We start from the raw sequence: 25,556 nt of genomic DNA on the forward strand, positions 1-25,556 counted from the left end.
GCACGAGCGCCACGCAGATGTGCACCACGACAATGGCCGGGCGCGGAGTGGTTCATCAGCCCGACGCGGCGACGTTTCGGCTGCTGAATGACTACCAGCGCGGGTTTCCGCTCGTATCCGAACCGTTTGCCGCGATCGCGGCGGAATGCGGATTGAGCGAGCCGGCTGTTCTCGCCGCGCTGCAGGACTGGCTGGGCTCAGGCGTCCTCAGCCGGGTTGGAGCAGTGTTCGCGCCGCGGCGTGTCGGCGCGAGCGCGTTGGCGGCGCTCGCCGCGCCCCTAGCGCGGCTCGAGTCGATCGCTGCCCGCGTCAGCGCGGTGGCGGAAGTGAATCACAACTATCAGCGCGAACATCGGCTCAACCTGTGGTTCGTGATCACGGCGGCGTCGGAGCAGCGATTGCGGCAGATCGTCGCGGAAATCGAACGGGACACCGGCTGCAACGTCATCGTGCTGCCGCTCGAAGAGGAGTTCCACATCGATCTCGGCTTCGATCTCGGCGGTGCGGTACGCGGCGCTGCCAGCGTTGCGACGCGGGATCTGCCGCCCCTCGGTGAGACGGCCTGCGCGCTGCCAGGCATCGAGCGCCGGTTGATGGCCGCCTTGCAGTCGGGGTTGCCGTTGCTGCCGCGGCCGTTCGCCGCGCTCGGGCGCAATGTCGCCCTCAGCGAAGCGATGGTCATCGAGCTGATCGCTTCGTGGCTCGAAAACGGCCTGATCAAGCGTTTCGGGATCGTCGTGCGCCACCATGAGCTCGGCTTTTGCGCGAACGCGATGTGCGTCTGGGATGTTCCGGACGACCAGGTCAGTGAACTGGGCCGCAGTCTCGCAGCCGAATCTTCAGTGACGCTTTGCTATCGGCGCAGCCGCGTCCTGCCGGACTGGCCGTACAACCTGTTCTGCATGATCCATGGCAAATCGCGCGAAGCGGTGCTCGAAGTGCGCGAAGCCATCGCCGCGCGCCACCGCATGAATCGCTGGCCGGGCGCAGTGTTGTTCAGCACTCGGCGGTTCAAGCAGCAGGGCGCACGTTATCTGGCGGACAGTGACGCATGAGCCGGGCGACCGCGAAGGGGCAGGCGCCGCTGCTCGACGAGACCGACCGGGCGCTGATCAACATGCTGCAAGGGGATTTTCCGCTGGTGCGCAACCCGTTTGCCGACGTCGCCGTCCGGCTCGGGATCGACGAGGGGCAGGTCATCGACCGGCTGCAGCGCCTGCTCGATCAGCGGGTGCTGACGCGGTTCGGGCCGATGTTCCAGATCGAACGGATCGGCGGCGCGTTCTGCCTTGCGGCGATCCGCGTGCCGGAAGCCGATTTCGACCGCGTCACGGCCGAAGTGAATGCCTTTGCCGAAGTGGCGCACAACTACCGACGCGACCACGCGCTCAACATGTGGTTCGTCCTGGCGACCGAAACCCCGCAGGGCATTGCTGCGACGGCAAGGCGGATCGAAGCGGCGATCGGGCTGCCGGTGTTCCTGTTTCCGAAGGAACGGGAGTACTTCGTCGAAATGAAGCTGGAGGCGTGATGACCGCAGACCGGGGAAAACTGCCCGCGCACGACCCCAGTGACCCTGGTGCCGCGCCCGGCGTCGACTGCGACGAGGCGATCGAGCGACGCATCATCGTCGCGACCCAAAGCGGGCTGCCGCTGGTCCCGCAGCCTTGGGACGAAGTGGCCCGGGAAGTCGGCCTCTCGGTCGACGAACTGCTTTGTCGCGTGCGCGGGATGCTCGAGCGCGGAGTCATCCGTCGCATCGGGGCGGTACCGAATCATTATGCGATCGGCTACACCGCGAACGGCATGAGCGTGTGGGATGTCGTGGACGAATGTGTCGATGCCGTCGGCGAGTTCATCGGTGCACTCGATGCCGTTACCCACTGCTATCGACGCCCGCGCCGTCTCCCGGACTGGCCGTACAACCTCTTCGCGATGGTCCACGGACGCAGCCATGACGAGGTGCGGCAGCAGATCGGCGACATCGCAGGCCGCATCGCGACAAACTTTCCCGGCGCCTGCCGCAGCCGCGAGGTGTTGTTTTCGTCTGCGATCCTGAAGAAAACGGGGCTGCGAATCGGTGGCGCAGCAGAAAGTGTGCAGAAGCGCGAGTGAGTTTTCCCCAGGCGGGTAGCAGCCCTCTGCGCGGCCCGGTAAAACCCTGACGTTTCGCCCCCGCGGGCAACTCCAGATTGCAAATTGCTTATGCTTTTTACGTTATGATAAGAAATTGTTATGTCAAGCGGTTTTATCCACAGAGGGGATAGGGAAATTTAACGCATATCAAGGATCGCCCGCGGTTATCAGATCGATACTGGCTGCATTGTTGTTTCACATCCCGAGCTGCTTAAGGAGAAAGACGTGCAAAACAAGAGTTGGATGGGCAAGGCGTTCGCGCTGGCGCTGCTGCCGCTGGCAGTAAGCACGGTCTGGGCGCAATCCGCCCCCGAAATGACCCAGGAGGAAAAGGACAAGGCGAAGCAGATCTACTTCGAGCGCTGCGCCGGCTGTCACGGGGTGCTGCGCAAGGGCGCGACCGGCAAGAACCTCGAGCCGCACTGGGCCAAGACCGCGGCCGACGGCACGAAAACCGAGGGCGGCACGCTCAAGCTCGGTACGGAACGTCTCGAGAAGATCATCGCCTACGGCACCGAAGGCGGGATGGTCAACTACGACGACATCCTGACGAAGGAAGAGATCAACATGATGGCGCGCTACATCCAGAACACGCCGGATGTGCCGCCCGAGTTCTCGCTTCAGGACATGAAGAACAGCTGGAAGCTGCTCGTTCCGGTTTCCGAGCGTCCGAAGAAGCAGATGAACAACATCAACTTGAAGAACGTCTTCGCGGTGACGCTGCGCGACGCCGGCAAGCTCGCGCTGATCGACGGCGACACGCACAAGATCTGGAAGGTGCTCGACACCGGCTACGCGGTGCATATCTCGAGGCTGTCGGCATCCGGGCGCTACGTCTACACGGTCGGTCGCGACGGCCTGACGACGATCATCGACATGTGGTACGAGGAGCCGAAGACAGTTGCCACGGTGCGCCTGGGCTCCGACGCGCGTTCCGTCGATACCTCGAAGTTCAAGGGCTATGAGGACAAGTACCTGATCGGCGGCACGTACTGGCCGCCTCAGTATTCGATCATGGACGGCGAGACGCTCGAGCCGATCAAGGTCGTGTCGACGCGTGGTCAGACGGTCGACGGCGAGTACCACCCGGAGCCGCGCGTGGCGTCGATCGTCGCGTCGCACATCAAGCCGGAGTGGGTGGTGAACGTCAAGGAAACGGGCCAGATCATGCTCGTCGACTACACCGACATCAAGAACCTGAAGACCACGACGATCGAGTCGGCGAAGTTCCTCCACGACGGCGGCTGGGATGCGTCCAAGCGTTACTTCATGGTCGCGGCGAACGCCTCGAACAAGGTCGCGGCAGTGGATACGAAGACCGGCAAGCTCGCAGCGCTGATCGACACGGCGAAGATCCCGCACCCGGGCCGTGGCGCGAACTTCGTGCATCCGCAGTTCGGTCCGGTGTGGACGACCGGCCACCTCGGTGCTGACGTGATTTCGGTGATTTCGACCGCGTCCGACGAAGCCAAGTACGCCAAGCACAAGGACCAGAACTGGAAGGTCGTGCAGGAGTTGAAGATGCCGGGGGCAGGCAACCTGTTCGTCAAGACGCACCCGAAGTCGAAGAACCTTTGGGCTGACGCGCCGATGAACCCGGAACGCGAGGTCGCCGAGTCCGTTTATGTCTTTGATATGAACGACCTGTCGAAGGAGCCGAAGCGCCTGGACGTCGCGAAGGACTCCGGGTTGCCCGAAAGCAAGGCGATCCGCCGCGCGACGCACCCCGAGTACAACGAGGCGGGCGACGAGGTGTGGATCTCGTTGTGGGGCGGCAAAACTGACCAGTCGGCGATCGTGATCTACGACGACAAGACGCTGAAGCTGAAGAAGGTCATCACCGACCCTGCGATCGTCACGCCGACCGGCAAGTTCAACGTGTTCAACACGATGCAGGACATCTACTGATCGCCTCGTCGATCGGGTTCTGAAACCCTCCGGGCCGCGGCCCGGAGGGGGTGACGAGGAAGATTCTCATGACGGATCCAGACAGCAATCCAAAACAACGTTCCCGCGGCCTCCTGGCACGACTCCGCCGTCCGAGCGTGAAGTACTCGCTCGGCGGCCTGTTGGCGGTCGGTTTCATCGTCGGCGTCTTTTTCTGGGGCGGTTTCAACACCGCAATGGAGGCGACGAACACCGAGCAGTTCTGCATCTCCTGTCACGAGATGAACAACAACGTTTATCAGGAATACAAGAAGACGATCCATTACTCGAACCGCACCGGCGTGCGCGCGGTTTGCGCCGACTGCCACGTGCCGCGGGACTGGACGCACAAAATGATCCGCAAGGTCCAGGCGTCGCGCGAGCTGTGGGGCAAGCTCACCGGCACAATCGACACGCGCGAGAAGTTCGAGGCGAAGCGACTGGAACTGGCGCGACGGGAATGGGCGCGGATGAAGTCCGTCGATTCGCGCGAATGCCGAAACTGCCATAGCCTTGACAGCATGAACACTGAGTCGCAGAAGCAGCGTGCGCGCAAGCAGCACGAGATGGCACGTGAGGACAACATGACGTGCATCGATTGCCACAAGGGCATCGCGCATCAGAAACCCGAAGGCATGACCGAGGAAGATGACCTGTGAGCGGCAGGCAGCCACGAATTTCGAGCATCCACCGAGAGGAACCGAAAATGAGAAAGACGTTGATCGTGAGTGCGATGACTACTCTCCTGACGCTGGGCGCGGGCAGCGCACTTGCTGCGGCACCGGCGGACTGGAGCAAGATTCCCGCAAAGGAAATCACGCTGCTCTATCCCGGGGTGTCGCCCATCGAATGGATCACGAAGGGGACCGAGCACGGTGGCGCGCGCGCACTCAAGAAAGGCGAGCGCTGCGCAGACTGCCACGATGAAGAAGCCAAGGACATGGGCACGAAGATGGTCAGCGGCCAGAAGATCGAGCCGAGCCCGATCGCCGGCAAGGCGCCCGCCATCCCCGTTAAGGTGCAGGCTTCGCATGATGGCGAGAACCTCTACCTGCGCTTCACGTGGGAACAGCCCAAGGCATCGGGCGCCGCGAAGATGGATGACAAGAACCCGGTCAAAGTCGCGTTCATGCTCGAATCCGGCGGCAAGGTCGAACTCGCGGACCAGGCCGGCTGTTGGGCAACCTGTCACACGGATTCGCGCACGATGCCGGGCGCAGCCGATACCAAGACGAAGTACGTCAAGGGTGGCTCACTGGCCGAAGGCAAGTTCTATGACCTGATGCAATGGCGCAGCGGCGAAAAGAAGGGCTTCGACGGGTACGTCGCCGATAAACGCGTGATGGAAGGCGGCAAAGGGCTCGTGAAGGCCGATGGCAAGCTCGAGGGCAACAACTGGTCCGTGGTGTTTACGCGCAAGCTGTCGGGCGGGGGCGAGGGTGACGTAACCCTCGAGTCCGGCAAGGTCTACAATTTCGGTTTCGCGATCCATGACGACAACGCGGCGGGTCGTTTCCACCACGTGTCGCTCGGGCACAAGCTCGGTATCGATGCGAAGGCCGACATTACCGCTGCCAAACAGTAACTTCGCTACCCCTCCATCTGCCGCAGGAGTGACAATCGTGCGTGCGATGTTCCAGGCCACCCTCGCGGGTGGCCTCTTTGTACTGGGTTTTTCCGCGCCTCTGCAGGCAGCCGACCTGATCGTGGAAATTTCGGACTACCGCTTCAAACCGGCCGAAGTGCGAATCAAGCCGGGCGACACGGTCACGTGGCTGAACCGCGAGAAGAGGACCAGCCATTCGGTGCTGTTCGAGGGGACGGGCGAAGAGTCCGATCGGTTCTTCCCGGACGAGAAATGGTCGCGCGCCTTTCCGCAGGCAGGGCGTTTCGAATATCACTGCGGTCCTCATCCCGAAATGAAGGGCGTCGTCATCGTCGGCGATTGATGCTGCAACTCTGCTTCGCGCGTGAGGGCTTGTAGGGTGGCTGGTCATTGCGGCCGAGGCAGCAGTTTTTGCATGTTGCTGTCGTCCTCACCCACGCGACCGCGTTCCCGTCCGCCATCCCCTTGACCGCCGTCATTTCCCGGCGGGTTGCAGTCCGATGTAATGGCCGCACTCAGGAGAGCCCGCCATGTTTCGCATCTCGAACTTTATCCGCGAACTCGATCATCCCACGCCGGCGGGCCCGCACCGCAACCCGCCCGGGCCGGTGGTGATCTGGAACCTGATCAGGCGCTGCAACCTCACCTGCAAGCATTGCTACTCGATCTCGGCCGACACCGACTTTCCTGGCGAGTTGTCGACCGGGGAAGTGTTTCGGGTGATGGACGATCTGAAGGCGTTCCGCGTGCCGGTGCTGATCCTGTCGGGCGGCGAGCCGCTGCTGCGCCCCGACATCTTCGAGATCGGCCGCCATGCGAAAAAAATGGGCTTCTATGTCGGCCTGTCGAGCAACGGCACGCTGATCGACGAATCGAACATCGACCGGATCGACGAGATCGGCTTCGATTACGTCGGCGTGAGCCTCGACGGCATCGGCGCCACGCACGACAGGTTTCGCCGTCTCGAAGGCGCTTTCGAGGCATCGATGCGTGGCATTCGGCTGTGCACGGCCCGCGGCATCAAGGTCGGCGTGCGCTACACGATGACCGAGGACAACGCCGCCGACCTGCCCGCGTTGCTGCGCCTCGTCGAGGACGAGAGCATCGACAAGTTCTACTTCTCGCACCTGAACTATGCCGGGCGCGGCAACAAGCACCGCGGCGACGATGCGCAGCATCGCACGACGCGCGAAGCGATGGATCTGCTGTTCGACACCTCCCTGGCGCTGCATCGACGCGGCATCGACAAGGAATTCGTCACCGGCAACAACGATGCCGACGGCGTCTACATGTATCACTGGGTCGCGCGCCGGTTTCCCGAGCACGCCGAGCATATCCGTGCAAAGTTGCTGCAGTGGGGCGGCAATGCGAGCGGCGTCAACGTCGCGAACATCGACAACCTGGGGGTCGTGCATCCCGACACGATGTGGTGGCATGTGCCTCTCGGCAATGTACGGGAGCGACCGTTCTCCGAGATCTGGAGCGACCTGTCGAATCCTCTGATGGCGGGCCTCAAACGCCATCCCCGGCTCCTCGGCGGGCGCTGCGGCAAATGCAAGTTCCTCGCGGTATGCAACGGCAGCTCGCGCGTGCGCGCGCAGCAGATCACCGGCGATCCATGGGTCGAGGACCCGGCCTGTTATCTCAGCGACGAGGAGATCGGCGTCACGGCGGCCGACTACGGCAGCGAGCGGGTCAAAACCACTCCTTTCGTGCCTCGCCGCCGTCCTGCCTGATCCCCCCGAGACATCGAATGAATTTTCTTCGTTCCAAAGCGGCAACATTCCGGTCCTCAGCCGGTCTTTTCGTCGCCCCCGTGCTGCTTGTGGCGGCCTTCGTCGCTTTCAATCCGGTACGCGCTGCCGACAGCGACATGGCGAGCCGTCATTACCAGCAACACTGCGCCTCCTGTCACGGTGCGAATCGCCTCGGCGGTAGCGGGCCGGCGCTGTTGCCGGAGAATCTCGCGCGCCTGCGCAAGGAAGAGGCGCTGGAGGTCATCCGCGAGGGCCGCGTCGCGACCCAGATGCCGGCGTTCGGCGCAGCGCTGAAAGCGGACGAGATCGCCGCGCTCGGCGCATTGATCTACACGCCGGTCGTTCCGGCGCCGAAATGGAGCGAAGCCGACATCCGCGCGTCGCGCATCCAGCATGTCGATCCGGCGACGCTGGCGGCAAAGCCCGTGTTCGACGCCGATCCGATGAACCTCTTCGTCGTCGTCGAAGGGGGCGACCACCACGTGTCGGTGCTCGACGGCGACAAGCTCGAATCGATTCACCGCTTTGCGTCGCGGCTGGCGCTGCATGGCGGGCCGAAGTTCACCAAGGACGGCCGGTTCGTGTTTTTCGGCTCGCGAGACGGTTGGGTGACGAAGTACGACCTGTGGAATCTCAAGGTCGTCGCCGAGGTCCGCGCCGGCATCAACACGCGCAACGTCGCAGTGTCGCCGGACGGCCGGCACGTCGCCGTCGCAAACTATCTGCCGCATACGCTGGTGCTGCTCGACGGTGACCTGAATCTGCTGAAATCGATCGACGTCACCGACCGCGAAGGCAAGCGCAGCTCGCGCGTTTCCGCAGTGTATGAAGCGACGCCGCGCAATGCCTTCGTCGCCGCATTGAAGGACGTGCCCGAGGTCTGGGAAATCAGCTACGACCCGACGGCGGAGGAGATCCCGACCGGCTACGTCCACGACTACCAGTACCGCGAGGGCGCGTTCGTTCGCGGCTACCTGAACCCGCGCCGCACCGAGCTCGCGCAAGTGCTCGACGACTTCTTCTTCACCCAGGACTATTCGACAGTGCTCGGCGCATCGCGCGAGGGCGTCGGGCAGGTCGTCAATCTCGACGTTCGCCGCAAGATTGCCGATCTGCCGCTCGACGGCATGCCGCACCTTGGTTCCGGCATCACTTGGGAGTGGCAGGGGCGGCGGGTGATGGCGAGTACGAACCTCAAGGCGGCCGAAGTCACGGTGATCGATCTCGAGGACTGGAGCGTCGTCAAGCGCATCCCCACGCGCGGCCCGGGATTCTTCCTGCGCAGCCACGAGAACAGCCGCTACGCTTTCGTCGATTCGATGATGAGCCGTGATGCGAAGCACATCCTCCAGGTCATCGACAAGCAGACGCTGGAGATCGTCAGGGAGCTCAAAGCCCCTCCCGGCCAGACGCTCGCCCACGTCGAGTTCACGCGCGACGGCCGTTACGCGCTCGCGAGCCTGTGGGAGATGGACGGGGCGCTGATCGTCTACGACGCGCAGACGCTCGAAGAGGTCAAGCGTTTGCCAATGAAAAAGCCCGTCGGCAAATACAACGTCTGGAACAAGACGATGCGCGAGGAAGGCACGAGCCACTGAAGCACGCGCGGGGCCCGGGCGCCGCAGTCGCTAGCCGGCCGCCGGCACGAATTTCAGCGCGGCGCCGTTGTTGCACCAGCGCTTGCCGCTCGGCGGCGGGCCGTCGTCGAACACATGGCCCTGGTGCCCCCCGCAGCGCGCGCAGTGATATTCCGTGCGCGGCAGGATCATCCTGAAGTCGAGCTTCGTTTCGACGTGCTCCGGAATCGTCGTGAAGAAACTCGGCCATCCGGTGCCGCTGTCGTACTTCATGTCTGACGTGAAGAGCGGAAGCTCGCAGCCGGCGCATACGTATTCGCCGTTGCGCTTCTCGTCGTTCAGCGGACTGCTGCCAGCCGGCTCGGTCCCGTCGCGCCGCAGTACGCGGAACTGCTCGGGCGTGAGCAGCTTTCGCCACTCCTCGTCGCTGCGGTGAATCTTCCCGATTTTCGGCGGCGGGGTTGCGGTGCTCTGCTCGACCGAGCGAACGAGCGGTGCCGCTGCGCTACCGAAAAGGGCCGCAAGAAAGAGTCGTCTCTTCATCACTTCTTCTCTCCGTCATTCACGCCCCACAGGGCTTCGAGCCGCTCGTCGCGCCCGCAGCGGTGCCGATAGAACTTGTAGCGCAGCGGATTTTTCAGGTAATAGTCCTGGTGATATTCCTCGGCCGGATAGAATTTCGTCGCCGGCACGATTTCAGTGATGACTGGCTGGGCAAACGGTTTGTTCGCGACGAGCGCGGCGCGCGAGCGTTCGGCCGCGGCTCGCTGCCCATCATTTTGATAGAAGATCTGTGCGCGGTACTGGCTGCCCCGATCGCAGAACTGTCCCCCGGGATCGGTGGGATCGATATTGCGCCAGAACACGTCGAGCAGCTGTTCATAGCTGATTTTCTCCGGGTCGTACTCGATCCGCACTGCTTCGGCGTGCCCGGTGCGTCCTGACGAGACCGCCTCGTAGCCGGGATTCGGCACGTGTCCCCCAGTGTAGCCGGAGGTTGTCGACACGACGCCGTCGAGCCCGTCGAACGGCGGCTCCATGCACCAGAAGCAGCCACCGGCGAAAATCGCCGTCGCGGGCGATGGGGACGGAGCCGCCTGTCCCGTGCCCGCCCCGGCCACCATCAGCGCAAGCCCCAGCACGCCGGCCCACCTGCCGGACAGCCGTGAAACAAAACCGCCCTCATGCCTCGTCATCGAGAAACCTCCTGTTCCACTGCAATTGGACCGTAAAGTCCGCGTTTCATTTCCGTCGATACGACTTCTCGTTCCCGCTCCCGCCCGTGCCGCCTGATTCGCCTACGTCCGGGCGAGGGGTTGAAGGAAATCCCCGAGAGAAGCTCGTTCCGGAAAAATTTCTGCGCGGACTATTGCGCTGCATAGCGGGCATACCTATAATGCGCAGCTCTTAGCAGGCGCGTAGCTCAGCTGGTTAGAGCACCACCTTGACATGGTGGGGGTCGTTGGTTCGAGTCCAATCGCGCCTACCAACATATGGAGCTGGACAGTGATGTTCCGAACTACTACCGAAGCCGGAAACTGAAAATCGGGCTCCGCTGTAGTGCTCCAGAAAAAAGTGCGGTTCGCCCGCACTTTTTTTTCGTCCACAATTCGTCGAAACATTTGTCCGAGGCCTCGAGATCATGCCGAATATCACGCTTCCCGACGGTTCCGTACGCAGCTTCGATCATCCCGTCACGGTATCCGACGTGGCCTCATCGATCGGTGCAGGCCTCGCGAAAGCGGCCCTCGCCGGCAAAGTCGATGGACGGCTCGTCGACCTCTCGTATCGCATCGAGACCGACACCCCGCTCGCGATCGTTACCGAAAAAGGTGACGAAGGGCTGGACGTGATCCGTCATTCGACCGCGCACCTGCTTGCGCATGCGGTCAAGGAACTGTTTCCCGAAGCGCAGGTGACAATTGGCCCCGTGATCGAGAACGGCTTCTATTACGATTTCGCCTACAAGCGTCCGTTCACGCCGGAGGATCTCGAGAAGATCGAAAAGCGCATGGCCGAGCTTGCGCGGCGCGAGATTCCGGTCTCGCGCGAGGTCTGGCCGCGCGACAAGGCGGTTGAGTTCTTCAAGTCGCAGGGTGAGCACTACAAGGCCGAAATCATCGCCTCGATCCCGCAAGCCGAGGACGTGTCGCTGTATCGCCAGGGAGATTTCATCGATCTGTGTCGCGGGCCGCACGTGCCCTCGACCGGCAAGCTCAAGGTCTTCAAGCTGACGAAAGTCGCCGGCGCCTATTGGCGGGGTGACTCGAAGAACGAGATGCTGCAGCGCATCTACGGCACCGCGTGGGCGAAGAAGGAGGACCTGGAAAGCTACCTGCACATGCTCGAAGAGGCCGAAAAGCGCGATCACCGCAAGCTCGGCCGGCTGCTCGACCTCTTCCACATCCAAGAAGAGGCGCCGGGCATGGTGTTCTGGCACGCGAAGGGCTGGACCCTGTGGCAGCAGGTGGAGCAGTACATGCGCCGCACGATTCTCGACAATGGCTACCAGGAAGTCAAAACGCCGCAGATTGTCGACCGCTCGCTGTGGGAAAAGTCCGGCCACTGGGACATGTACTCGGAACTCATGTTCACGACGCAGTCCGAGAAGCGCGACTACGCGGTCAAGCCGATGAACTGCCCGTGCCACATCCAGATCTTCAACCAGGGGCTGAAAAGCTACCGCGACCTGCCGCTGCGCATGGCCGAGTTCGGCTCCTGCCACCGCAACGAGCCTTCGGGCGCGCTGCACGGCATCATGCGCGTTCGCAATTTCGTCCAAGACGACGCGCACATCTTCTGCGCAGACGATCAGGTGCAGGCCGAATCGGCGGCCTTCATCGCGCTGCTGCAGAAAGTCTATGCCGACTTCGGCTTTACCGAGATCCTGATCAAGCTGTCGACGCGTCCCGACAAGCGCGTCGGCACCGACGACCAGTGGGACGCAGCGGAAGCTGCGCTCGCCGCTGCGCTCGATGCCCAGGGGCTGGCGTACGACCTGCAGCCGGGCGAGGGCGCCTTCTACGGGCCGAAGATCGAGTTCTCGCTGAAAGACTGCCTCAACCGCGTATGGCAGTGCGGCACCCTGCAACTCGACTTCAACCTTCCGGTGCGGCTGGGAGCCGAGTACGTCGCCGAGGACAACGCCAAGCACTATCCGGTAATGCTGCATCGCGCGATCCTCGGCTCGCTCGAGCGTTTCATCGGCATCCTGATCGAGCACTACGCCGGTGCCCTGCCGTTATGGCTGGCCCCGGTCCACGCGGTCGTGCTGAACATTTCCGAAGGGCAGGCGGACTACGCAACCGAAGTCGCCAGGCGGCTGAAGCAGGCGGGTTTCCGGATCGAGGCGGATTTGCGTAACGAAAAGATTAACTATAAAATCCGCGAACATAGCGTGCACAAGCTGCCTTACCAGATCGTCATCGGCGAAAAGGAAAAGGCAGCAGGGGTCGTCGCAGTGCGCGTGCGGGGAGGTCAGGATCTTGGCCAGATGCCCCTCGATACATTGATCGAGCGTTGGCAGCGCGAAATTGAGGCGCGGTCGGGCTCGATCTGATTTTTTGGCATTCGTGGAGAACTGAACCATCGCTCAAGAAAAAAAGCAGCGCGTCAATGAAGAGATCAGCGCGCCCGAAGTCCGTCTGGTCGGCGAGGACGGCGAGCCCCTCGGCATTGTTTCGCTGAATGCAGCCCTGAACGCGGCCGAAGAGGCTGGTCTGGATCTGGTCGAAATTGCGCCGATGGCGCAGCCCCCGGTGTGCCGGGTGATGGATTTCGGCAAGTTCAAGTACCAGGAGCAGAAAAAGGCCCACGAAGCCCGGCTCAAGCAAAAGCAGGTGCAGATCAAGGAAGTCAAGCTACGTCCGGCAACGGATGAGAACGACTACCAGATCAAGCTGCGGAACTTGAAGCGTTTTCTCGAAGAAGGCGACAAGTGCAAAGTTACCTTGCGCTTTCGCGGACGCGAGATGGCCCACCAGGAATTCGGGCTGCGGCAACTTGAGCGTGTGAAGGCGGATCTTGAAGAGATCGGTCAGGTCGAGCAGATGCCCAAGATGGAAGGGCGTCAGATGATCATGGTCATCTCGCCGAAGAAGAACCGCTGATCCGCGATACGGAATTTGCCCTCCGCTCTCCGGCGGGAGGCAACTACCGGCAGCAAGCCTGCCGGAAAACAAGTGGTGTCAGGTTGAAAACGCGCCGCACGGCGACGCTACCTGACGGCATTCATAAACCTGGAGTTAGCAATGCCCAAGATGAAGACCAAGAGCGGAGCCGCGAAGCGGTTCAAGGTTCGCGCTAGTGGCGGGATCAAGCGGTCCCAGGCGTTCAAGCGCCACATCCTTACCAAGAAAACCACCAAGAGCAAGCGCCAGCTGCGCGGCATGACGGGAGTTCACGCTGCCGACGAAAAGCTGATCCGCGCAATGCTGCCTTACGCTTGATAGGAGACCGCCATGTCCAGAGTTAAACGCGGGGTAACGGCGCGCGCGCGCCACAAGAAGGTTCTCGATCAGGCCAAGGGTTACCGCGGTCGCCGCAAGAACGTCTACCGTATCGCCAAGCAGGCGGTGATGAAGGCCGGGCAATACGCCTACCGTGACCGCCGCCAGCGCAAGCGCCAGTTCCGTGCGCTGTGGATTGCGCGTATCAACGCCGCCGCGCGTGAAGTCGGGCTGACATACAGCACCTTCATGAACGGCCTGAAAAAGGCGGCGATCGAAGTCGATCGCAAGGTTCTGGCCGATCTGGCGGTGTTCGACAAACCCGCCTTTGCGGCGCTTGCCGACCAAGCCCGGGCCAAACTCGCTGCGTAAGAACATGCGGCATGAAAAAAGGAGGCTTGGCCTCCTTTTTTTTTCCTGAATTTTCCACGGCAAGCAAATGGATAAGCTCGATCAACTCGTTCAACAGGCGGCAACGGAGTTCGCCGCGGCAGCGGACGGCGTCCAGCTCGAACAGGTCAAGGCGCGCTACCTCGGCAAGACCGGAGCGCTGACCGAGCGGCTGAAAGGCCTGGGCAAGCTCGCCGCAGAAGAGCGGCGCGTCGCCGGCGCCGAGATCAATCGCGCGAAAGATGCGATCGAGGCCGCCCTCGAAGCCCGGCGGCAGGCTCTGCGCGAAGCGGTACTGGTCGCCCAGCTCGCCGCCGAAGCGCTCGACGTGACACTACCGGGGCGAGGCGTCGCGCAGGGGGGGCTGCATCCCGTCAGCCGGACGCTCGAGCGCATCGAGGCGCTGTTTCGTTCGATCGGCTTCGTCGTCGCCGACGGTCCGGAAATCGAGACCGACTGGCATAACTTCACTGCGCTGAACACGCCGGAAAACCATCCGGCGCGCTCGATGCACGACACCTTCTACCTCGAAGGACACGAGGACGTGCTGCTGCGGACTCACACCAGTCCGGTGCAGATCCGCACGATGCTCGACCACGTCGCGCGCTACGGCGATCGCGAGTCGATGCCGGAGATTCGCGTGATCGTTCCGGGACGCGTGTATCGCGTCGACTCCGACGCGACGCATTCGCCGATGTTCCATCAGGTCGAAGGCCTGTGGGTCGGAGAATCGGTCAGCTTTGCCGATCTAAAGGGCGTGATCGCCGATTTCCTGCGCAAGTTCTTCGAGACCGAAGACCTGCAGGTCCGCTTCCGCCCGTCGTTCTTCCCGTTCACTGAGCCGAGTGCCGAGATCGATGTGGCGTTCATGAGTGGGGCGCTGAAAGGCCGCTGGCTCGAAATCGCCGGCTGCGGGATGGTTCATCCGAACGTGTTGCGCTTTGGCGGGATCGATCCCGAACGCTATACCGGCTTCGCGTTCGGCATGGGCCCAGACCGGCTGACGATGCTGCGCTACGGCGTGAACGATCTGCGCCTCTTCTTCGAAGGCGATCTGCGCTTCTTGAGCCAATTCAGGTAATCGAATCATGCAATTTTCGGAACACTGGTTGCGGAGCCTCGTCAATCCTCCGCTCGACAGCGAGTCCCTCGGCCACCTGCTGACGATGGCGGGTCTCGAAGTCGAGGAGGCCGTGCCGGCCGCAGCGGCATTTTCGGGCGTCGTCGTCGGTCGCATCATCGCGGCCGAGAAGCATCCGAACGCCGACAAGCTGAAGCTGTGCAAGGTTGACGTGGGGCAGGACGAGTTGCTGCAGATCGTCTGCGGGGCGCCGAATGCGGCAGCGGGCTTGCGCGTTCCGTGCGCGATGGTGGGGGCAAAACTGCCTGGTTTCGACATCAAGGCGGCAAAGCTGCGCGGCGTCGAGTCCTTCGGCATGCTCTGTTCGGCGCGAGAACTTGGATTGTCGGACGATCACGGGGGCTTGCTCGAGTTGCCGGGCAATGCTCCGATCGGGCAGGACATCCGGAATTTCCTCACGCTCGACGACACGCTCTTCACGATCAAGCTCACTCCGAACCGCTCGGACTGTCTCAGCCTCGCCGGGGTCGCGCGTGAAGTCGCGGCCTTGACCGGCCAGCCGCTCGCACTGCCGCAGATCGAGGCGGTGGTGCCGGCCGTCGATGATCGCCGCGCCGTCGTCCTCGACGCACCCGACGGTTGCCCGCGTTATTGCAGCCGCATCGTTCGCGGCGTCGATGCGAAGGCGCCGACGCCCGACTGGATGAAGCAACGCCTGCAGCGCAGCGGCGTGCGCTCGATCAGCGCGCTCGTCGACGTGACCAACTACGTGATGCTTGAACTGGGACAGCCGCTGCACGCGTTCGACAATGCGAAGCTCGTCGGCGCGATCCATGTCCGCTATCCGAACACAGGCGAAAAAGTGCGCCTGCTCAACGAGCAGACCGTCGTTCCCGCGGCCGATACGCTGCTGATCGCCGACGAGGCGCGTGCGCTGGCCCTTGCCGGGATCATGGGCGGTGAAGACAGCGGCATCACGCTCGACACCGTCGATGTGTTCCTCGAGAGCGCATTCTTCGCCCCGGCAGCCATCGCCGGGCGCGCACGCAGCTACGGCTTCGTCTCGGACGCGTCACATCGTTTCGAGCGCGGTGTCGATTTCGAACTCGCGGGACGGGCGATCGAGCGCGCAACCCGGCTCGTTCTCGACATCTGCGGCGGGGCCGCGGGGCCGGTCGATGAAGCGGTCGCCAAGGACCACCTGCCAGCGCGCCCGGCAGTCCGGTTGCGTCCTGCGCGCGCCCGCCGCCTGCTTGGTATCGATCTCGGCGACGACGCGATCGTGAGGCTGCTCGAAGGCGTGCATCTGTCGGTCGAACGCGAGGGCGACGCGCTGCTCGTCACGCCGCCGTCGTTCCGCTTCGACATCGAGATCGAGGAAGACCTGATCGAGGAGATGGCGCGCCTGCACGGCTACGACGCCATTCCGGCCTGCGCGCCGCAAGGTTCCCTGATGATGCTCGACCGTTCCGAGTCGAGCCGTTCCGTGTGGGACGTCCGCCATCTGCTGGCGGCGCGCGATTTCCAGGAGGTCGTCAACTACGCGTTCGTCGAGGAAGCCTGGGAGCGGGATTTCTGTGCGAACGCCGAACCGATCCGCCTGGCGAATCCGATCGCGAGCCAGATGAGCGTGATGCGCTCCCGCCTGATCCCGGGCCTTGCGGCGAACCTGGTTGCGAATCGCAAGCGCCAGCAGGCCAGGGTGCGCGTGTTCGAGATCGGCCGCTGCTTCGAACGCAAGGCGGACGGTGAGCCGGTTGCCGGTTTTCATCAACCGCTGCGCGTCGCAGGGCTCGCAGCGGGTCTTGCGTTGCCCGAACAGTGGGGCGCTGCGAGCCGCCAGGTCGATTTCTATGACGTGAAGAGCGACGTGGAAGCGCTTTTCGCGCCGCGTGCGCTCGAATTCGAACGCCTGTCCGATCCCGCGCTGCATCCCGGGCGCGCCGCCAGCATCCTGCTCGACGGCCGGCGTATCGGACTCCTCGGCGAGATCCACCCGGTATGGGTGCAGCGCTATGAAATGGGAACGGCGCCCGTCGTGTTCGAGATTGAACTAGACGCCGCGCTCCTGGCTGATCTTCCCGCGTATCGCGAGATTTCCCGGCAACCCGCAGTGACGCGCGACGTCGCCTTGGTCGTCGAGCAGGCATTGACGGCGGCGCGGGTGATCGAGGTCATGCGCGAGGCGGCGGCGGAGATTGTGATGGGGATAGAGCTGTTCGATGTCTACCATGGCAAAGGCATCGATGCCGGGAAAAAGAGCCTTGCGTTCAGGGTGTTGATGCAAGATACTCAGCGCACGCTCGAAGATGCCGAAGTGGATGCCGCGGTCGACGCGATCGTCCGCCATGCGGAAACCTCCTTGGGGGCGCGGCTGCGTGGATAGTGCAATGAACGTCACCCTGACCAAAGCGGAACTGGCTGACCTGCTTTTCGAGCGGGTCGGCCTCAACAAGCGCGAAGCCAAGGACATGGTGGAAGGCTTTTTCGAGGAAATCCGCCAGGCGCTGGAGCGCGGGGAGTGCGTGAAACTCTCGGGCTTCGGCAACTTCCAGCTCCGCGACAAGCCGCAGCGGCCGGGTCGCAATCCGAAGACCGGCGAGGAAATCCCGATCACTGCGCGCCGGGTCGTGACCTTTCACGCCAGTCAGAAACTCAAGGCCGCCGTGGAGCAACTGAGCGATGCAAGCAAGCAGCCATAATGAGACTCCGACAACCCAGCTGCCTCCGATTCCGGCCAAGCGGTATTTCACGATCGGCGAGGTCAGCGAACTGTGCGCCGTCAAGCCGCACGTGCTGCGGTACTGGGAACAGGAATTCACCCAGCTCAAACCGGTGAAACGGCGCGGTAACCGACGCTACTATCAACACCATGAAGTCCTGCTCGTCCGCCGCATCCGGGAACTGCTCTACGAGGAGGGCTTCACCATTTCGGGCGCTCGCAACAAGCTCGGCGAGACGGCAATCCACCAGCATGAAGAGGCCGAGGAAGTCTCCCGTCTGCGGTCGGTGATCGCCCATGTGCGGTCCGAAATCGTCACCACGCTGGAGCACCTCAAGGCCTGAGTCAGCACTGGCAAATGTCGAGAATATCGCTATAATGCTCGCTTGTGTCGGGGCGTAGCGCAGCCTGGTAGCGCACTTGCATGGGGTGCAAGGGGTCGCGAGTTCGAATCCCGCCGCCCCGACCAATTGAATCAAGCAAAATGGCCAATCGAAAGATTGGCCATTTTGCTTTACAGCCCCGTGCCGAAGGTGCGCGCATCCACTGGAGGATTACCACCGGTCACGCCCGCACCAAATCGGGCCACGCTTGCCCGCACCCTGCCAGAGAGTCCTGCCCAGCAGTTCGGTACCGGTTTCGAGGGCGGCGAAGATCTGGGGGTGGGGCAGGTTGGCGCGCGTTGCGGCGCCGGGTGCCGGGTCGAGATCGAGGCGGAAGTCGGAGGCGGTGACGAGCTGAGCCTTGCCGTCGGTCATCGTGCCGATACGCAGCTTCGGGCCCTGCAGATCCATCAGCATGCGGATCGGGCGGCCGGCCTCGCGTTCGATTTTGCGGATCGTGCGAAGGCGCTCGGGGTGGAACTCGATGGCTCGAGTGTCGCGAGGATGCGTGACTGGCGATGACGTCTCATCGGGGATTCGTTGCTGTTGTTCACGACTGCTCCAGCGCCGCAAGGCCGGCGCGCGCGACCTGCGCATCTTCGCCGGCTTTCACCCCCGAAACGCCGATGGCGCCGATCACGATGTCGTCGACGATGATGGGTTCGCCGCCTTCGAGTGGCATGACCGGCATCGAGAGCGCGGCAAAGCGGACGTTATTCACCATGTCCTCGAAGATGTTGCTCGGTTTGCCGCTCATCACGCACGTACGGGCTTTTTCGGGCGCAACGCTGGCACTCAGCAACGGCGCGCCGTCCATGCGCTGCAGCCAGAGCGCATGGCCGCCTGCATCGCATACGGCGATGGTTACGGCCCAACCTTGACGGAGCGCCTCCGCCTCGGCCGCCGCCGCAATCCGTCTGACGTCGTCCAGGGTCAAGGCCTTGATGTTCTTCATCGGGTTTCTCCTATGTCCGTTCCGTTCCGTTCTTTGATGCGATTGCGGGCAACAGGCCTGGCGCGCCTAGAGCACCAGGATGGCACGGAAGTCATTGACGTTGGTGAGCGTCGGGCCGGTTACGAGCGAATCGCCGAGTGCCTCGAAGAAACTGTGTCCGTCGTTGTCGGCGAGCCTGTCGCGTGGCCGGATGCCTTTTGCCCACGCCCGCTTCAGGCTGTCGGGCGTGACGAAGGCGCCGGCGATCTCCGCCTGGCCATCCACGCCGTCGGTATCGCCCGCAACCGCGAACACGCCGGGTTCGGAGTCGAGCGCAACTGCGAGCGCAAGCAGGAACTCAACGTTCCGCCCACCGCGTCCCTTGCCGCGCACGGTCACGGTCGTCTCCCCGCCGGACAGCAGCACGCAGGGAGCCGCGACGGGCTGACGGTGGCGGCGCACCTGCAGTGCGATGCCGGCCATGACTTTGCCGACGTCGCGCGCCTCGCCCTCGATGCTGTCGCCGAGCTGCACCGGTGTGTAGCCTACGCAGGCCGCCACCTTTGCTGCGGCTTCGAGCGCCATCTGCGGCGTGGCGATCAGCTTCGTGGTGACGCGCGCCAGGCGCGGGTCGCCCGGCTTGACCGATTCGCCTTCCCCGCTCTCCAATAAGGCCCGGGCTGCCGCGGGGAGTTCGATGCCGTAGCGCGCGACGATTTCCAACGCGTCGGCGCAGGTCGTCGGGTCCGCGACCGTGGGGCCGGAGGCGATGTCTATCGGGTTGTCGCCCGGCACGTCCGAGATCAGCAAATTGACGACTCGCGCCGGATAACAGGCTGCGGCGAGCCGTCCGCCTTTAATTGCCGAGAGGTGTCGGCGCACACAGTTCATTTCCGAGATCGTCGCACCCGAGATGAGCAGTGCGCGGTTGATCGCCTGTTTGTCCTCGAGCGTGACCCCTTCGGCCGGCAGCGGCATCAGCGCCGAGCCGCCGCCCGAAATCAGGGAGATCACGAGGTCGTCGTTGGTGAGACCCTTCACGACCTGCAGCATGCGGCGCGCAGCCGCCAGGCCCTTGGCGTCGGGCACCGGGTGTGCAGCTCGACGATCGTGATCCGCTCGCAAGGCACGGCGTAGCCGTAGCGGGTGACAACAACGCCGGAGAGCTCACCGGGCCAGTGGCGTTCGAGCGCCAGCGCCATCGCGGCCGAGGCCTTGCCGGCGCCAAGGACGATCGTACGGCCCTTCGGCGGCGCCGGGAGGTGGCGCGCGAGGCAGCGCTCGGGCTGTGCCGCCTGCACGGCGGCGGTGAACATCTGCGCCAGGACTTCACGGGGAGTGGCGGGCATTCTCGGCTTCCTGTTGTCGCTCGTGCGAAACGCTCGGCTCACTGACCAATTTCGAAGTTGGCCATCTTCTCCAGCGCCTGCAACATAGCCGAGTGGTCACGGCCCGCACCGCCGTAGGCGGCCCAGGCGTTGAACAGTTCCTGTGCGGTCGCGGTGTTGGGCAGCGACATGCCGATCTGGCGCGCGACGGTCAACGCGAGGTTCAGGTCCTTCTGGGGCCGTTCGATGCGGAAGCCCGGGTCGAAGGCGCGTTTGATCATACGCTCGCCGTGCACCTCCAGGATGTGGGAGGACGCAAAGCCGCCCATCAGCGGTTCGCGCACGCGAGCCGGATCGGCGCCGTTCTTTGCCGCGAAAAGGAGCGCCTCGGCGACCGCTTCGATGTTCAGCGCGACGATGATCTGGTTGGCGACCTTGCAGGTCTGGCCGTCGCCGTTCTTGCCGACGAGGGTGACATTCTTGCCCATCAGCTGGAACAGCGGGAGCGCCTTCTCGAAGGTCGAATACATGCCGCCAACCATGATCGAGAGCGTGGCGGCCTTCCGACCTGGCCGCCCGAAACGGGCGCGTCGAGGTACTCACAGCCGAGATCGTCGATGCGCTGGGCGAACTGCTTCGCCACCAGGCTGATCGAGCTCATGTCGATAACGATCTTGCCCGGAGTCAGGCCTTGGGCGACGCCGTTTGTGGCGAAGAGCGCCTCTTCGACGTTTGGCGTGTCGGGCACCATCAGGATGATGAACTCGGCCTTCACTTCACGCGCGCTCTCGCATACGGTCGCACCGGCATCGACGATCTGACGGGGTGTCTTTCCGCGGGTGTTCACGAACAGCGTGTGGCCGCCGTCGATGAGGTGCTGGGCCATCGGGGTGCCCATGATGCCAAGTCCGATGAATCCGATGTCTGCCATTGTTTCTCCGTTCCTTGTAAGTGATGGGCGCGCTCCGGCGGGGCTGGCGGTGCAGGGCTTTAGCGCATCAGCGCCTCGGTCCAGCCGAATACAACGGGTTGATCGCTGCGCCGGCGATGCCGAACAGCGTGGTGATGCCTTCCCTGCGCAACACCGCGGCGGCGGCGTCGACTGCTCTCATGCGGGCCATGTTCTCCTCCTGGGCTCTGATCGGCGTATGCCGGCGGCTGCGTGTCGATCGGCACTTTTGCGATGGGTTCCAGCGTGGTCGGCACCCTGAACCTGCTGCAGGCAACCCTCGCGATCGCGATCGGCTGCTTCATTATCGGCATCGCGCTTGCGGTGAATGGTGCAGCCGGCTACAAGTACGGCATCCCCTTCGTGGTGCAGGCGCGCAGCGCCTTCGGCTTCGCCGGCACGAAGTTTCCCGGGCTCGTGCGCGCGGTGCCGGCGATCGTGTGGTACGGCTTCCAGAGCTGGGTCGGCGCGGGCGCGCTGAACGCGGTGTCGGTGTCGATGTTCGGCTTCGACAACCTGGTGTTCTGGTTCGTGGTGTTCCAGTTGCTGCAGATTGCGCTGTCGGTGCTGGGCTTCCAAGGCATCAAGTGGCTGGAGAACATCGGCAGCGGCTTCATTCTGGTGTCGCTCACCTACTACGGCGACGACTTGCCGTTCTGGACCGAAGTGCAGAAGACCGACGGCGAGACCGTGCCGCACTTGGTCGTGCCGTACACGCTCGACACCAACGACATGCGCTTCGCGCTGCCGCAGGGCTTCTCGCACGGCGACGAGTTCTTCGAATACCTGCACGACGCCTTCGACGTGATGTACGCCGAGGGCGACGAACGGCCCGCGATGATGAGCATCGGCATGCATTGCCGGCTGCTCGGCCGCCCAGGGCGCTTCCGCGCGCTGCAGCGCTTCCTCGACCACGTCGAGAAGCACGACCGGGTGTGGGTGTGCCGTCGCGCCGACATCGCCCGCCACGGGATCGAGCACCACCCTTACAGGCCCGGGGCCTGATCACGACGGCCGGGGAGCGCGCGGCCGTCATACATCAAAACAGTGGCGAACTTCATCCCCGCCGCGTTCGGCCTCGCGAATCTCGCGCCGGCGAAGATCAGCGCGCGCGGGAGAGGGTGCTTTCCCGCCTGTGTTGGGCTTTTACGCAGTCGCGTCGGGCTCGCCGCACTGGGCGAGGATTGTTGCGCGCGTTGCATCGCGCAGCGCGAGTGCCGCGCTCCAGTCCGTGCCCTGTGGCAGGATCGGGGGCGCGATCGATACGGTGATCGGGCCGCGGCGAGGGCGCCATGTCGCATCGGGCAACACGGTTCGTGTGCCGCGAATGGTCACCGGCACCACGGGCAGGCGGGCCTCGCACGCGGCGAGGAAGGCACCGAGGCGGAATTCGCGCAGCCCCGGCTGTCCGACGAAAGTGCCTTCGGCAAAGTAGAACAGCGCTGCCCCTTCACGCGCCCGGGTGGCGAGGCGGTGGGCGGCGTCGACGCTGTCCTGCACTGCGAAGCGCTCGACAAACTCGGCGCCGAGTCCCTGCAGGAAGCGATAGGCGATCGGGTTGTCCTGCAGTTCGCGTTTTGCGACGAACGCGAAAGGTCGCGGGAGCGCGGCGACTGCGATCAGGCCGTCGAGATAGCTGGCGTGGTTCGCGACGACGATGCAGGGCGCATGCATGAGGAGATTTTCCCGGCCGCGGACGTCGAGGCGGATGCCGACCAGCCGCGCGAGCAGGCGCGCTCCAAGGCTTCCGATGCGCCAGCCGATGGCAGGGCGGGGCAGCGCCGCGACCGCCAGCCAGGCCGGTACCGCAAGCAGCACGAGAGCTGTCCACGCCCAGCCCGCCCACAGCAGCGCCGCGCAGCGAGACAGTGTTCGCGAGGCGCGCTCCGCGAGTCCCGCCGCCGCGAGGCGCAGCAATTGCATGCGTACGCTGCGTTGCCGGCCCAGCAGGCCGCTGAGGTAGAGGTCGCGCGTCCCGACACGGCGGATTTTTCCGCTTGATGTTTTCAGCACGCTGTGCGGCGGGGCCAGCACGACTTCGTCGATCGGCACGCCGAGCAGTTCGATGGCGAGGCCTTCGACCGTGTGCTGCAAGCTACTGCGCTCGTCGTCCCGCGTCGCCCTCGTTTCGACGACGGCGACGAGCCGTTCGCTCGCGGTGGTGGGGTCGGCAGCGCCGAACACGGCGACGCAGCCCCTGCGCACGCCCGGCAGCGCGCCGATCGCATCCTCCAGTTCGTACGGATACAGGTTCCGTCCGCCGCGGATGATCATGTCCTTGACGCGGCCGGTGACGAACAGCTCGCCGTCGGCGAGGTAGCCGAGATCGCCGGTGTCGAGCCAGTCTCCGTGCCACAGCTTGCGCGTTTCCTCCGGATTGCGCAGATAGCCGGACGTGGCCGACGGGCCGCGGAACTCGATGCGGCCGACGTGGCGCTCGGGGAGTTCGGCGCCGGCCGGATCCACGATGCGAACCTCATGTTCGGGCAGCGGCTTGCCGCAGCCGACGAAGCGAATCGCCGTCGTGTCACTCGCCGTTGCCGAGAGCGCCTTGCGGTCGCGGAAAAACGGCTCGCGCGCGATGCGGTCGATGCGCGCCTCCCGCCCGGGGAGGGGAACTGTCAGCCCGACGGCGTTCTCGGCGAGCCCGTACGACGGCGTCAGGGTCTCGCGGCGCAGACCGTAGGGCGCGAAGCGCTCGCTGAAGTGCTCGATCGTGTCCGGACTCACGGGCTCGGCCCCATTGACCGCAAATCGCCAGCACGACAGGTCCAGCCCCGCGAGCTCGGCGTCTTCGACGTGCTTCATAACGAGCTCGTAGGCGAAATTCGGCCCTGCGGAGAGACTGCCGCGGTAGCGGTGTATCGTCCACAGCCAGCGCGCGGGCCGCGACAGGAAATCCAGTGGCGACATCAGCACCAGCGGGGAGCCGTTGTACAGGCTGCCGAGCCAGGCAGCGATCAGGCCCATGTCGTGATACAGCGGCAACCAGCTCACAGTGACATCGTCGGCGCTCATCCCGATCGTGCGACTCCACGCCCGGATGTTCGCGAGCAGGTTGGCGTGGCTGAGCATGACACCTTTGGGGTTGCCAGTGCTGCCCGAGGTGTACTGAAGCAGGGCAAGGTCGGCTGCACCCACCGTGGTTGACGTGCTGCGAGCGGGGCTCGCTGCCAGTTCCTGCACGGTCGCGACCCGCTTCAGGCTTGGCGCCTGCGTGGCGAGCAGGCGCGCGACGGTCCGCACGTCCGTGTCGGTGATCAGCACGGGCGCCTGACAACTGTCGAGAATGCCGGTTTGGCGACGCAGGTGGTCTTCGAGCTGTGACGGTCGCGTTGGTGGATACATCGGCACGGGCACGCCTCCGGCCAGCAAGGCGCCGAAAAAGCTCGTGAAGAACTCCAGCGCAGTCGGCAGCATGATTGCGACGGCTTCGCCCCGCGCGAGTCCTCGCTGCTGCAGGCCCGCGGCAATGCGGCGCGCACCCTGCAGCAGATCGTCGTGCGTCAGCGTCGCGATCTCGACGTCGTCGCGCAGCAGGCGGATGTGCACGTGCCGGGGCGAGCGCGCAGCGTGCCACTCCAGCACCTCGACCAGCGTGGCGGCCTGGGCCGGGGCTTCGATCGCGTCGCCGGGCGTTTCCGGCAGGACGATGTCGGTCTGCAGTCCTGCAAGTTCGGGATGCGCGGCGCGCAGCGCAGCGAGCAGCTGGCGCGGAGTCTCGGCGGCGGCGAGCGTGCCGGCGGGCAGGCGGACGCCGGCAGCGCGCTCGAGGCGCGCGAGCAACTCGACGCGTGCAAGACTGTCGAGCCCCAGATCCTGCTCGAGATGGCTGTCCAGTTCCGGCGTCAACTGCTGTCCCGGACGAAGCTCGGCGACGAGCACGCGCACGATCTGCAGAACTTCCGCGTCACCGGTCGCCGCCGAGAGTCGATTCATGCTGAAGTCCTGCGTGTTGGCCTGCCGCCGTTTGTTGCTGAGTGCCTGCCGACGCTTGGCGGGCTTCGGCAGCACCGGCGTGTCGCGCGTTGAATCCGCGCTGAGACTTGACTACAAAGAGGTTGTCGATACCATGAACGGCTGCCGGTTCCCGCTGCGGACAGGCCGGTTACTAAAAATCAATCGCCCTCAGTTCGACGGCTTTCCGATTTCTCATCGACTGGATACGATGAGCGCTGAATGGTGCGGATTCAGACGGTACATCGCGTCAAACGCGGCTGCAAGATTATGAAAGGAGCCCGCTCCTTTTCTGCGCTGCGGATAGGGCGGCACGGATCATAAAATCGGCCGGTTCAGCGAATTCGAGCGCACTGGGGAAA

26 protein-coding genes, 2 tRNA genes and 2 pseudogenes are annotated in these 25,556 nt (G+C 64.0%); 21 read left to right on the top strand and 9 right to left on the bottom strand.

Going from position 1 to position 25,556, the window contains the following annotated elements; genetic code table 11:
- The first annotated feature begins 17 nt into the window (after nucleotides 1-17).
- From ahbB (GO608_RS14215) to GO608_RS14255, 9 genes are all read left to right on the top strand, one after another.
- The gene (ahbB, locus tag GO608_RS14215) at nucleotides 18-1,055 is read left to right on the top strand and encodes a siroheme decarboxylase subunit beta (protein ID WP_211159275.1); all 1,038 of its coding nucleotides are present in this window, start codon (nucleotides 18-20) and stop codon (nucleotides 1,053-1,055) included.
- Entirely contained in the window at nucleotides 1,052-1,531 is a 480-nt protein-coding gene (locus GO608_RS14220; protein WP_169197682.1) for an Lrp/AsnC family transcriptional regulator, read from the top strand. The genes ahbB (GO608_RS14215) and GO608_RS14220 overlap by 4 nt, the downstream gene beginning before the upstream one ends.
- Entirely contained in the window at nucleotides 1,531-2,115 is a 585-nt protein-coding gene (gene ahbB / locus GO608_RS14225) for a siroheme decarboxylase subunit beta (protein ID WP_169197683.1), read from the top strand. Before GO608_RS14220 ends, ahbB (GO608_RS14225) begins: the two co-directional genes overlap by 1 nt.
- A gap of 264 nt (nucleotides 2,116-2,379) precedes the next feature.
- On the top strand, nucleotides 2,380-4,044 hold the full coding sequence (locus tag GO608_RS14230) for a nitrite reductase (protein ID WP_211159279.1): 1,665 nt from the start codon (nucleotides 2,380-2,382) through the stop codon (nucleotides 4,042-4,044).
- A 68-nt stretch (nucleotides 4,045-4,112) separates the two neighbouring features.
- Nucleotides 4,113-4,721 (top strand): NapC/NirT family cytochrome c, encoded by a 609-nt coding sequence (locus GO608_RS14235; RefSeq protein ID WP_169197685.1) that lies wholly within the window; start codon nucleotides 4,113-4,115, stop codon nucleotides 4,719-4,721.
- Between the two features lie 47 nt (nucleotides 4,722-4,768).
- Complete coding sequence (locus GO608_RS14240; protein WP_169197686.1) at nucleotides 4,769-5,647, top strand: ethylbenzene dehydrogenase-related protein; 879 nt, start codon at nucleotides 4,769-4,771, stop codon at nucleotides 5,645-5,647.
- A 46-nt stretch (nucleotides 5,648-5,693) separates the two neighbouring features.
- Entirely contained in the window at nucleotides 5,694-6,011 is a 318-nt protein-coding gene (locus GO608_RS14245) for a plastocyanin/azurin family copper-binding protein (RefSeq protein ID WP_169197773.1), read from the top strand.
- Nucleotides 6,012-6,198: 187 nt separating this feature from the next.
- The gene (gene nirJ / locus GO608_RS14250; RefSeq protein WP_169197687.1) at nucleotides 6,199-7,404 is read left to right on the top strand and encodes a heme d1 biosynthesis radical SAM protein NirJ; all 1,206 of its coding nucleotides are present in this window, start codon (nucleotides 6,199-6,201) and stop codon (nucleotides 7,402-7,404) included.
- Nucleotides 7,405-7,421: 17 nt separating this feature from the next.
- Entirely contained in the window at nucleotides 7,422-9,023 is a 1,602-nt protein-coding gene (locus tag GO608_RS14255; protein WP_169197688.1) for a cytochrome D1 domain-containing protein, read from the top strand.
- Nucleotides 9,024-9,053: 30 nt separating this feature from the next.
- Here GO608_RS14255 and msrB read toward each other — a convergent pair whose 3' ends face one another.
- Nucleotides 9,054-9,545 (bottom strand): peptide-methionine (R)-S-oxide reductase MsrB, encoded by a 492-nt coding sequence (gene msrB / locus GO608_RS14260; RefSeq protein WP_169197689.1) that lies wholly within the window; start codon nucleotides 9,543-9,545, stop codon nucleotides 9,054-9,056.
- Entirely contained in the window at nucleotides 9,545-10,144 is a 600-nt protein-coding gene (msrA, locus tag GO608_RS14265) for a peptide-methionine (S)-S-oxide reductase MsrA (protein ID WP_247003150.1), read from the bottom strand. The genes msrB and msrA overlap by 1 nt, the downstream gene beginning before the upstream one ends.
- 270 nt (nucleotides 10,145-10,414) lie before the next feature.
- Between msrA and GO608_RS14270 the strand changes: the two genes are divergently transcribed.
- From GO608_RS14270 to GO608_RS14315, 10 genes are all read left to right on the top strand, one after another.
- Nucleotides 10,415-10,491 (top strand) — tRNA-Val (locus GO608_RS14270).
- 153 nt (nucleotides 10,492-10,644) lie between these two features.
- Nucleotides 10,645-12,561 (top strand): threonine--tRNA ligase, encoded by a 1,917-nt coding sequence (thrS, locus tag GO608_RS14275; protein ID WP_169197691.1) that lies wholly within the window; start codon nucleotides 10,645-10,647, stop codon nucleotides 12,559-12,561.
- A 28-nt stretch (nucleotides 12,562-12,589) separates the two neighbouring features.
- Nucleotides 12,590-13,111 (top strand): translation initiation factor IF-3, encoded by a 522-nt coding sequence (gene infC, locus GO608_RS14280; RefSeq protein ID WP_011236316.1) that lies wholly within the window; start codon nucleotides 12,590-12,592, stop codon nucleotides 13,109-13,111.
- Nucleotides 13,112-13,252: 141 nt separating this feature from the next.
- A complete protein-coding gene (gene rpmI / locus GO608_RS14285) occupies nucleotides 13,253-13,450 on the top strand; it encodes a 50S ribosomal protein L35 (RefSeq protein WP_011236315.1) in 198 nt (65 codons plus the stop codon).
- Between the two features lie 12 nt (nucleotides 13,451-13,462).
- Nucleotides 13,463-13,822 (top strand): 50S ribosomal protein L20, encoded by a 360-nt coding sequence (gene rplT, locus GO608_RS14290; protein ID WP_011236314.1) that lies wholly within the window; start codon nucleotides 13,463-13,465, stop codon nucleotides 13,820-13,822.
- A 67-nt stretch (nucleotides 13,823-13,889) separates the two neighbouring features.
- Complete coding sequence (gene pheS, locus GO608_RS14295) at nucleotides 13,890-14,921, top strand: phenylalanine--tRNA ligase subunit alpha (protein ID WP_169197692.1); 1,032 nt, start codon at nucleotides 13,890-13,892, stop codon at nucleotides 14,919-14,921.
- A gap of 7 nt (nucleotides 14,922-14,928) precedes the next feature.
- Nucleotides 14,929-17,307: a phenylalanine--tRNA ligase subunit beta gene (gene pheT, locus GO608_RS14300; protein WP_169197693.1), complete on the top strand. Its 2,379-nt coding sequence runs from the start codon at nucleotides 14,929-14,931 to the stop codon at nucleotides 17,305-17,307.
- A 4-nt stretch (nucleotides 17,308-17,311) separates the two neighbouring features.
- Nucleotides 17,312-17,623 carry an integration host factor subunit alpha gene (locus GO608_RS14305; RefSeq protein WP_011236311.1) on the top strand — a complete coding sequence of 104 codons (312 nt, stop codon included), beginning with the start codon at nucleotides 17,312-17,314 and terminating at the stop codon, nucleotides 17,621-17,623.
- Nucleotides 17,604-17,987, top strand: coding sequence for a MerR family transcriptional regulator (locus GO608_RS14310; protein ID WP_169197694.1), 384 nt, complete (start codon nucleotides 17,604-17,606; stop codon nucleotides 17,985-17,987). The genes GO608_RS14305 and GO608_RS14310 overlap by 20 nt, the downstream gene beginning before the upstream one ends.
- Before the next feature lie 48 nt (nucleotides 17,988-18,035).
- Nucleotides 18,036-18,112: transfer RNA gene (locus tag GO608_RS14315), tRNA-Pro, on the top strand.
- 85 nt (nucleotides 18,113-18,197) lie between these two features.
- On the opposite strand, the gene GO608_RS14320 is transcribed toward GO608_RS14315, so the two are convergent.
- The 6 genes and pseudogenes from GO608_RS14320 to GO608_RS19530 form a co-directional block, all read right to left on the bottom strand.
- A complete protein-coding gene (locus GO608_RS14320; protein WP_247003152.1) occupies nucleotides 18,198-18,623 on the bottom strand; it encodes a pyruvate kinase in 426 nt (141 codons plus the stop codon).
- Nucleotides 18,577-18,981, bottom strand: coding sequence for a GlcG/HbpS family heme-binding protein (locus GO608_RS14325; RefSeq protein WP_169197695.1), 405 nt, complete (start codon nucleotides 18,979-18,981; stop codon nucleotides 18,577-18,579). The genes GO608_RS14320 and GO608_RS14325 overlap by 47 nt, the downstream gene beginning before the upstream one ends.
- Before the next feature lie 66 nt (nucleotides 18,982-19,047).
- Nucleotides 19,048-19,545: an MOFRL family protein gene (locus tag GO608_RS19695; RefSeq protein ID WP_425532314.1), complete on the bottom strand. Its 498-nt coding sequence runs from the start codon at nucleotides 19,543-19,545 to the stop codon at nucleotides 19,048-19,050.
- Between the two features lie 138 nt (nucleotides 19,546-19,683).
- Nucleotides 19,684-20,309: pseudogene (locus GO608_RS19700) on the bottom strand (glycerate kinase type-2 family protein); the annotation flags it as partial.
- A 38-nt stretch (nucleotides 20,310-20,347) separates the two neighbouring features.
- Nucleotides 20,348-21,219, bottom strand: a pseudogene (locus GO608_RS19585) (2-hydroxy-3-oxopropionate reductase).
- 67 nt (nucleotides 21,220-21,286) lie between these two features.
- Nucleotides 21,287-21,409 carry a hypothetical protein gene (locus tag GO608_RS19530; RefSeq protein ID WP_281505739.1) on the bottom strand — a complete coding sequence of 41 codons (123 nt, stop codon included), beginning with the start codon at nucleotides 21,407-21,409 and terminating at the stop codon, nucleotides 21,287-21,289.
- A gap of 41 nt (nucleotides 21,410-21,450) precedes the next feature.
- Here GO608_RS19530 and GO608_RS14345 point away from each other — a divergent pair, with 41 nt between their 5' ends.
- Entirely contained in the window at nucleotides 21,451-22,242 is a 792-nt protein-coding gene (locus GO608_RS14345; RefSeq protein WP_169197696.1) for a cytosine permease, read from the top strand.
- A gap of 141 nt (nucleotides 22,243-22,383) precedes the next feature.
- On the opposite strand, the gene GO608_RS14350 is transcribed toward GO608_RS14345, so the two are convergent.
- A complete protein-coding gene (locus tag GO608_RS14350; RefSeq protein WP_169197697.1) occupies nucleotides 22,384-25,176 on the bottom strand; it encodes an AMP-binding protein in 2,793 nt (930 codons plus the stop codon).
- Between GO608_RS14350 and GO608_RS14355 the strand changes: the two genes are divergently transcribed.
- On the top strand, nucleotides 25,175-25,468 hold the full coding sequence (locus tag GO608_RS14355) for a hypothetical protein (RefSeq protein ID WP_169197698.1): 294 nt from the start codon (nucleotides 25,175-25,177) through the stop codon (nucleotides 25,466-25,468). The two genes, GO608_RS14350 and GO608_RS14355, sit on opposite strands and share 2 nt — an antisense overlap.
- Nucleotides 25,469-25,556 lie beyond the last annotated feature (88 nt).

This window comes from Aromatoleum buckelii, from assembly GCF_012910785.2.
Classification (GTDB): domain Bacteria; phylum Pseudomonadota; class Gammaproteobacteria; order Burkholderiales; family Rhodocyclaceae; genus Aromatoleum; species Aromatoleum buckelii.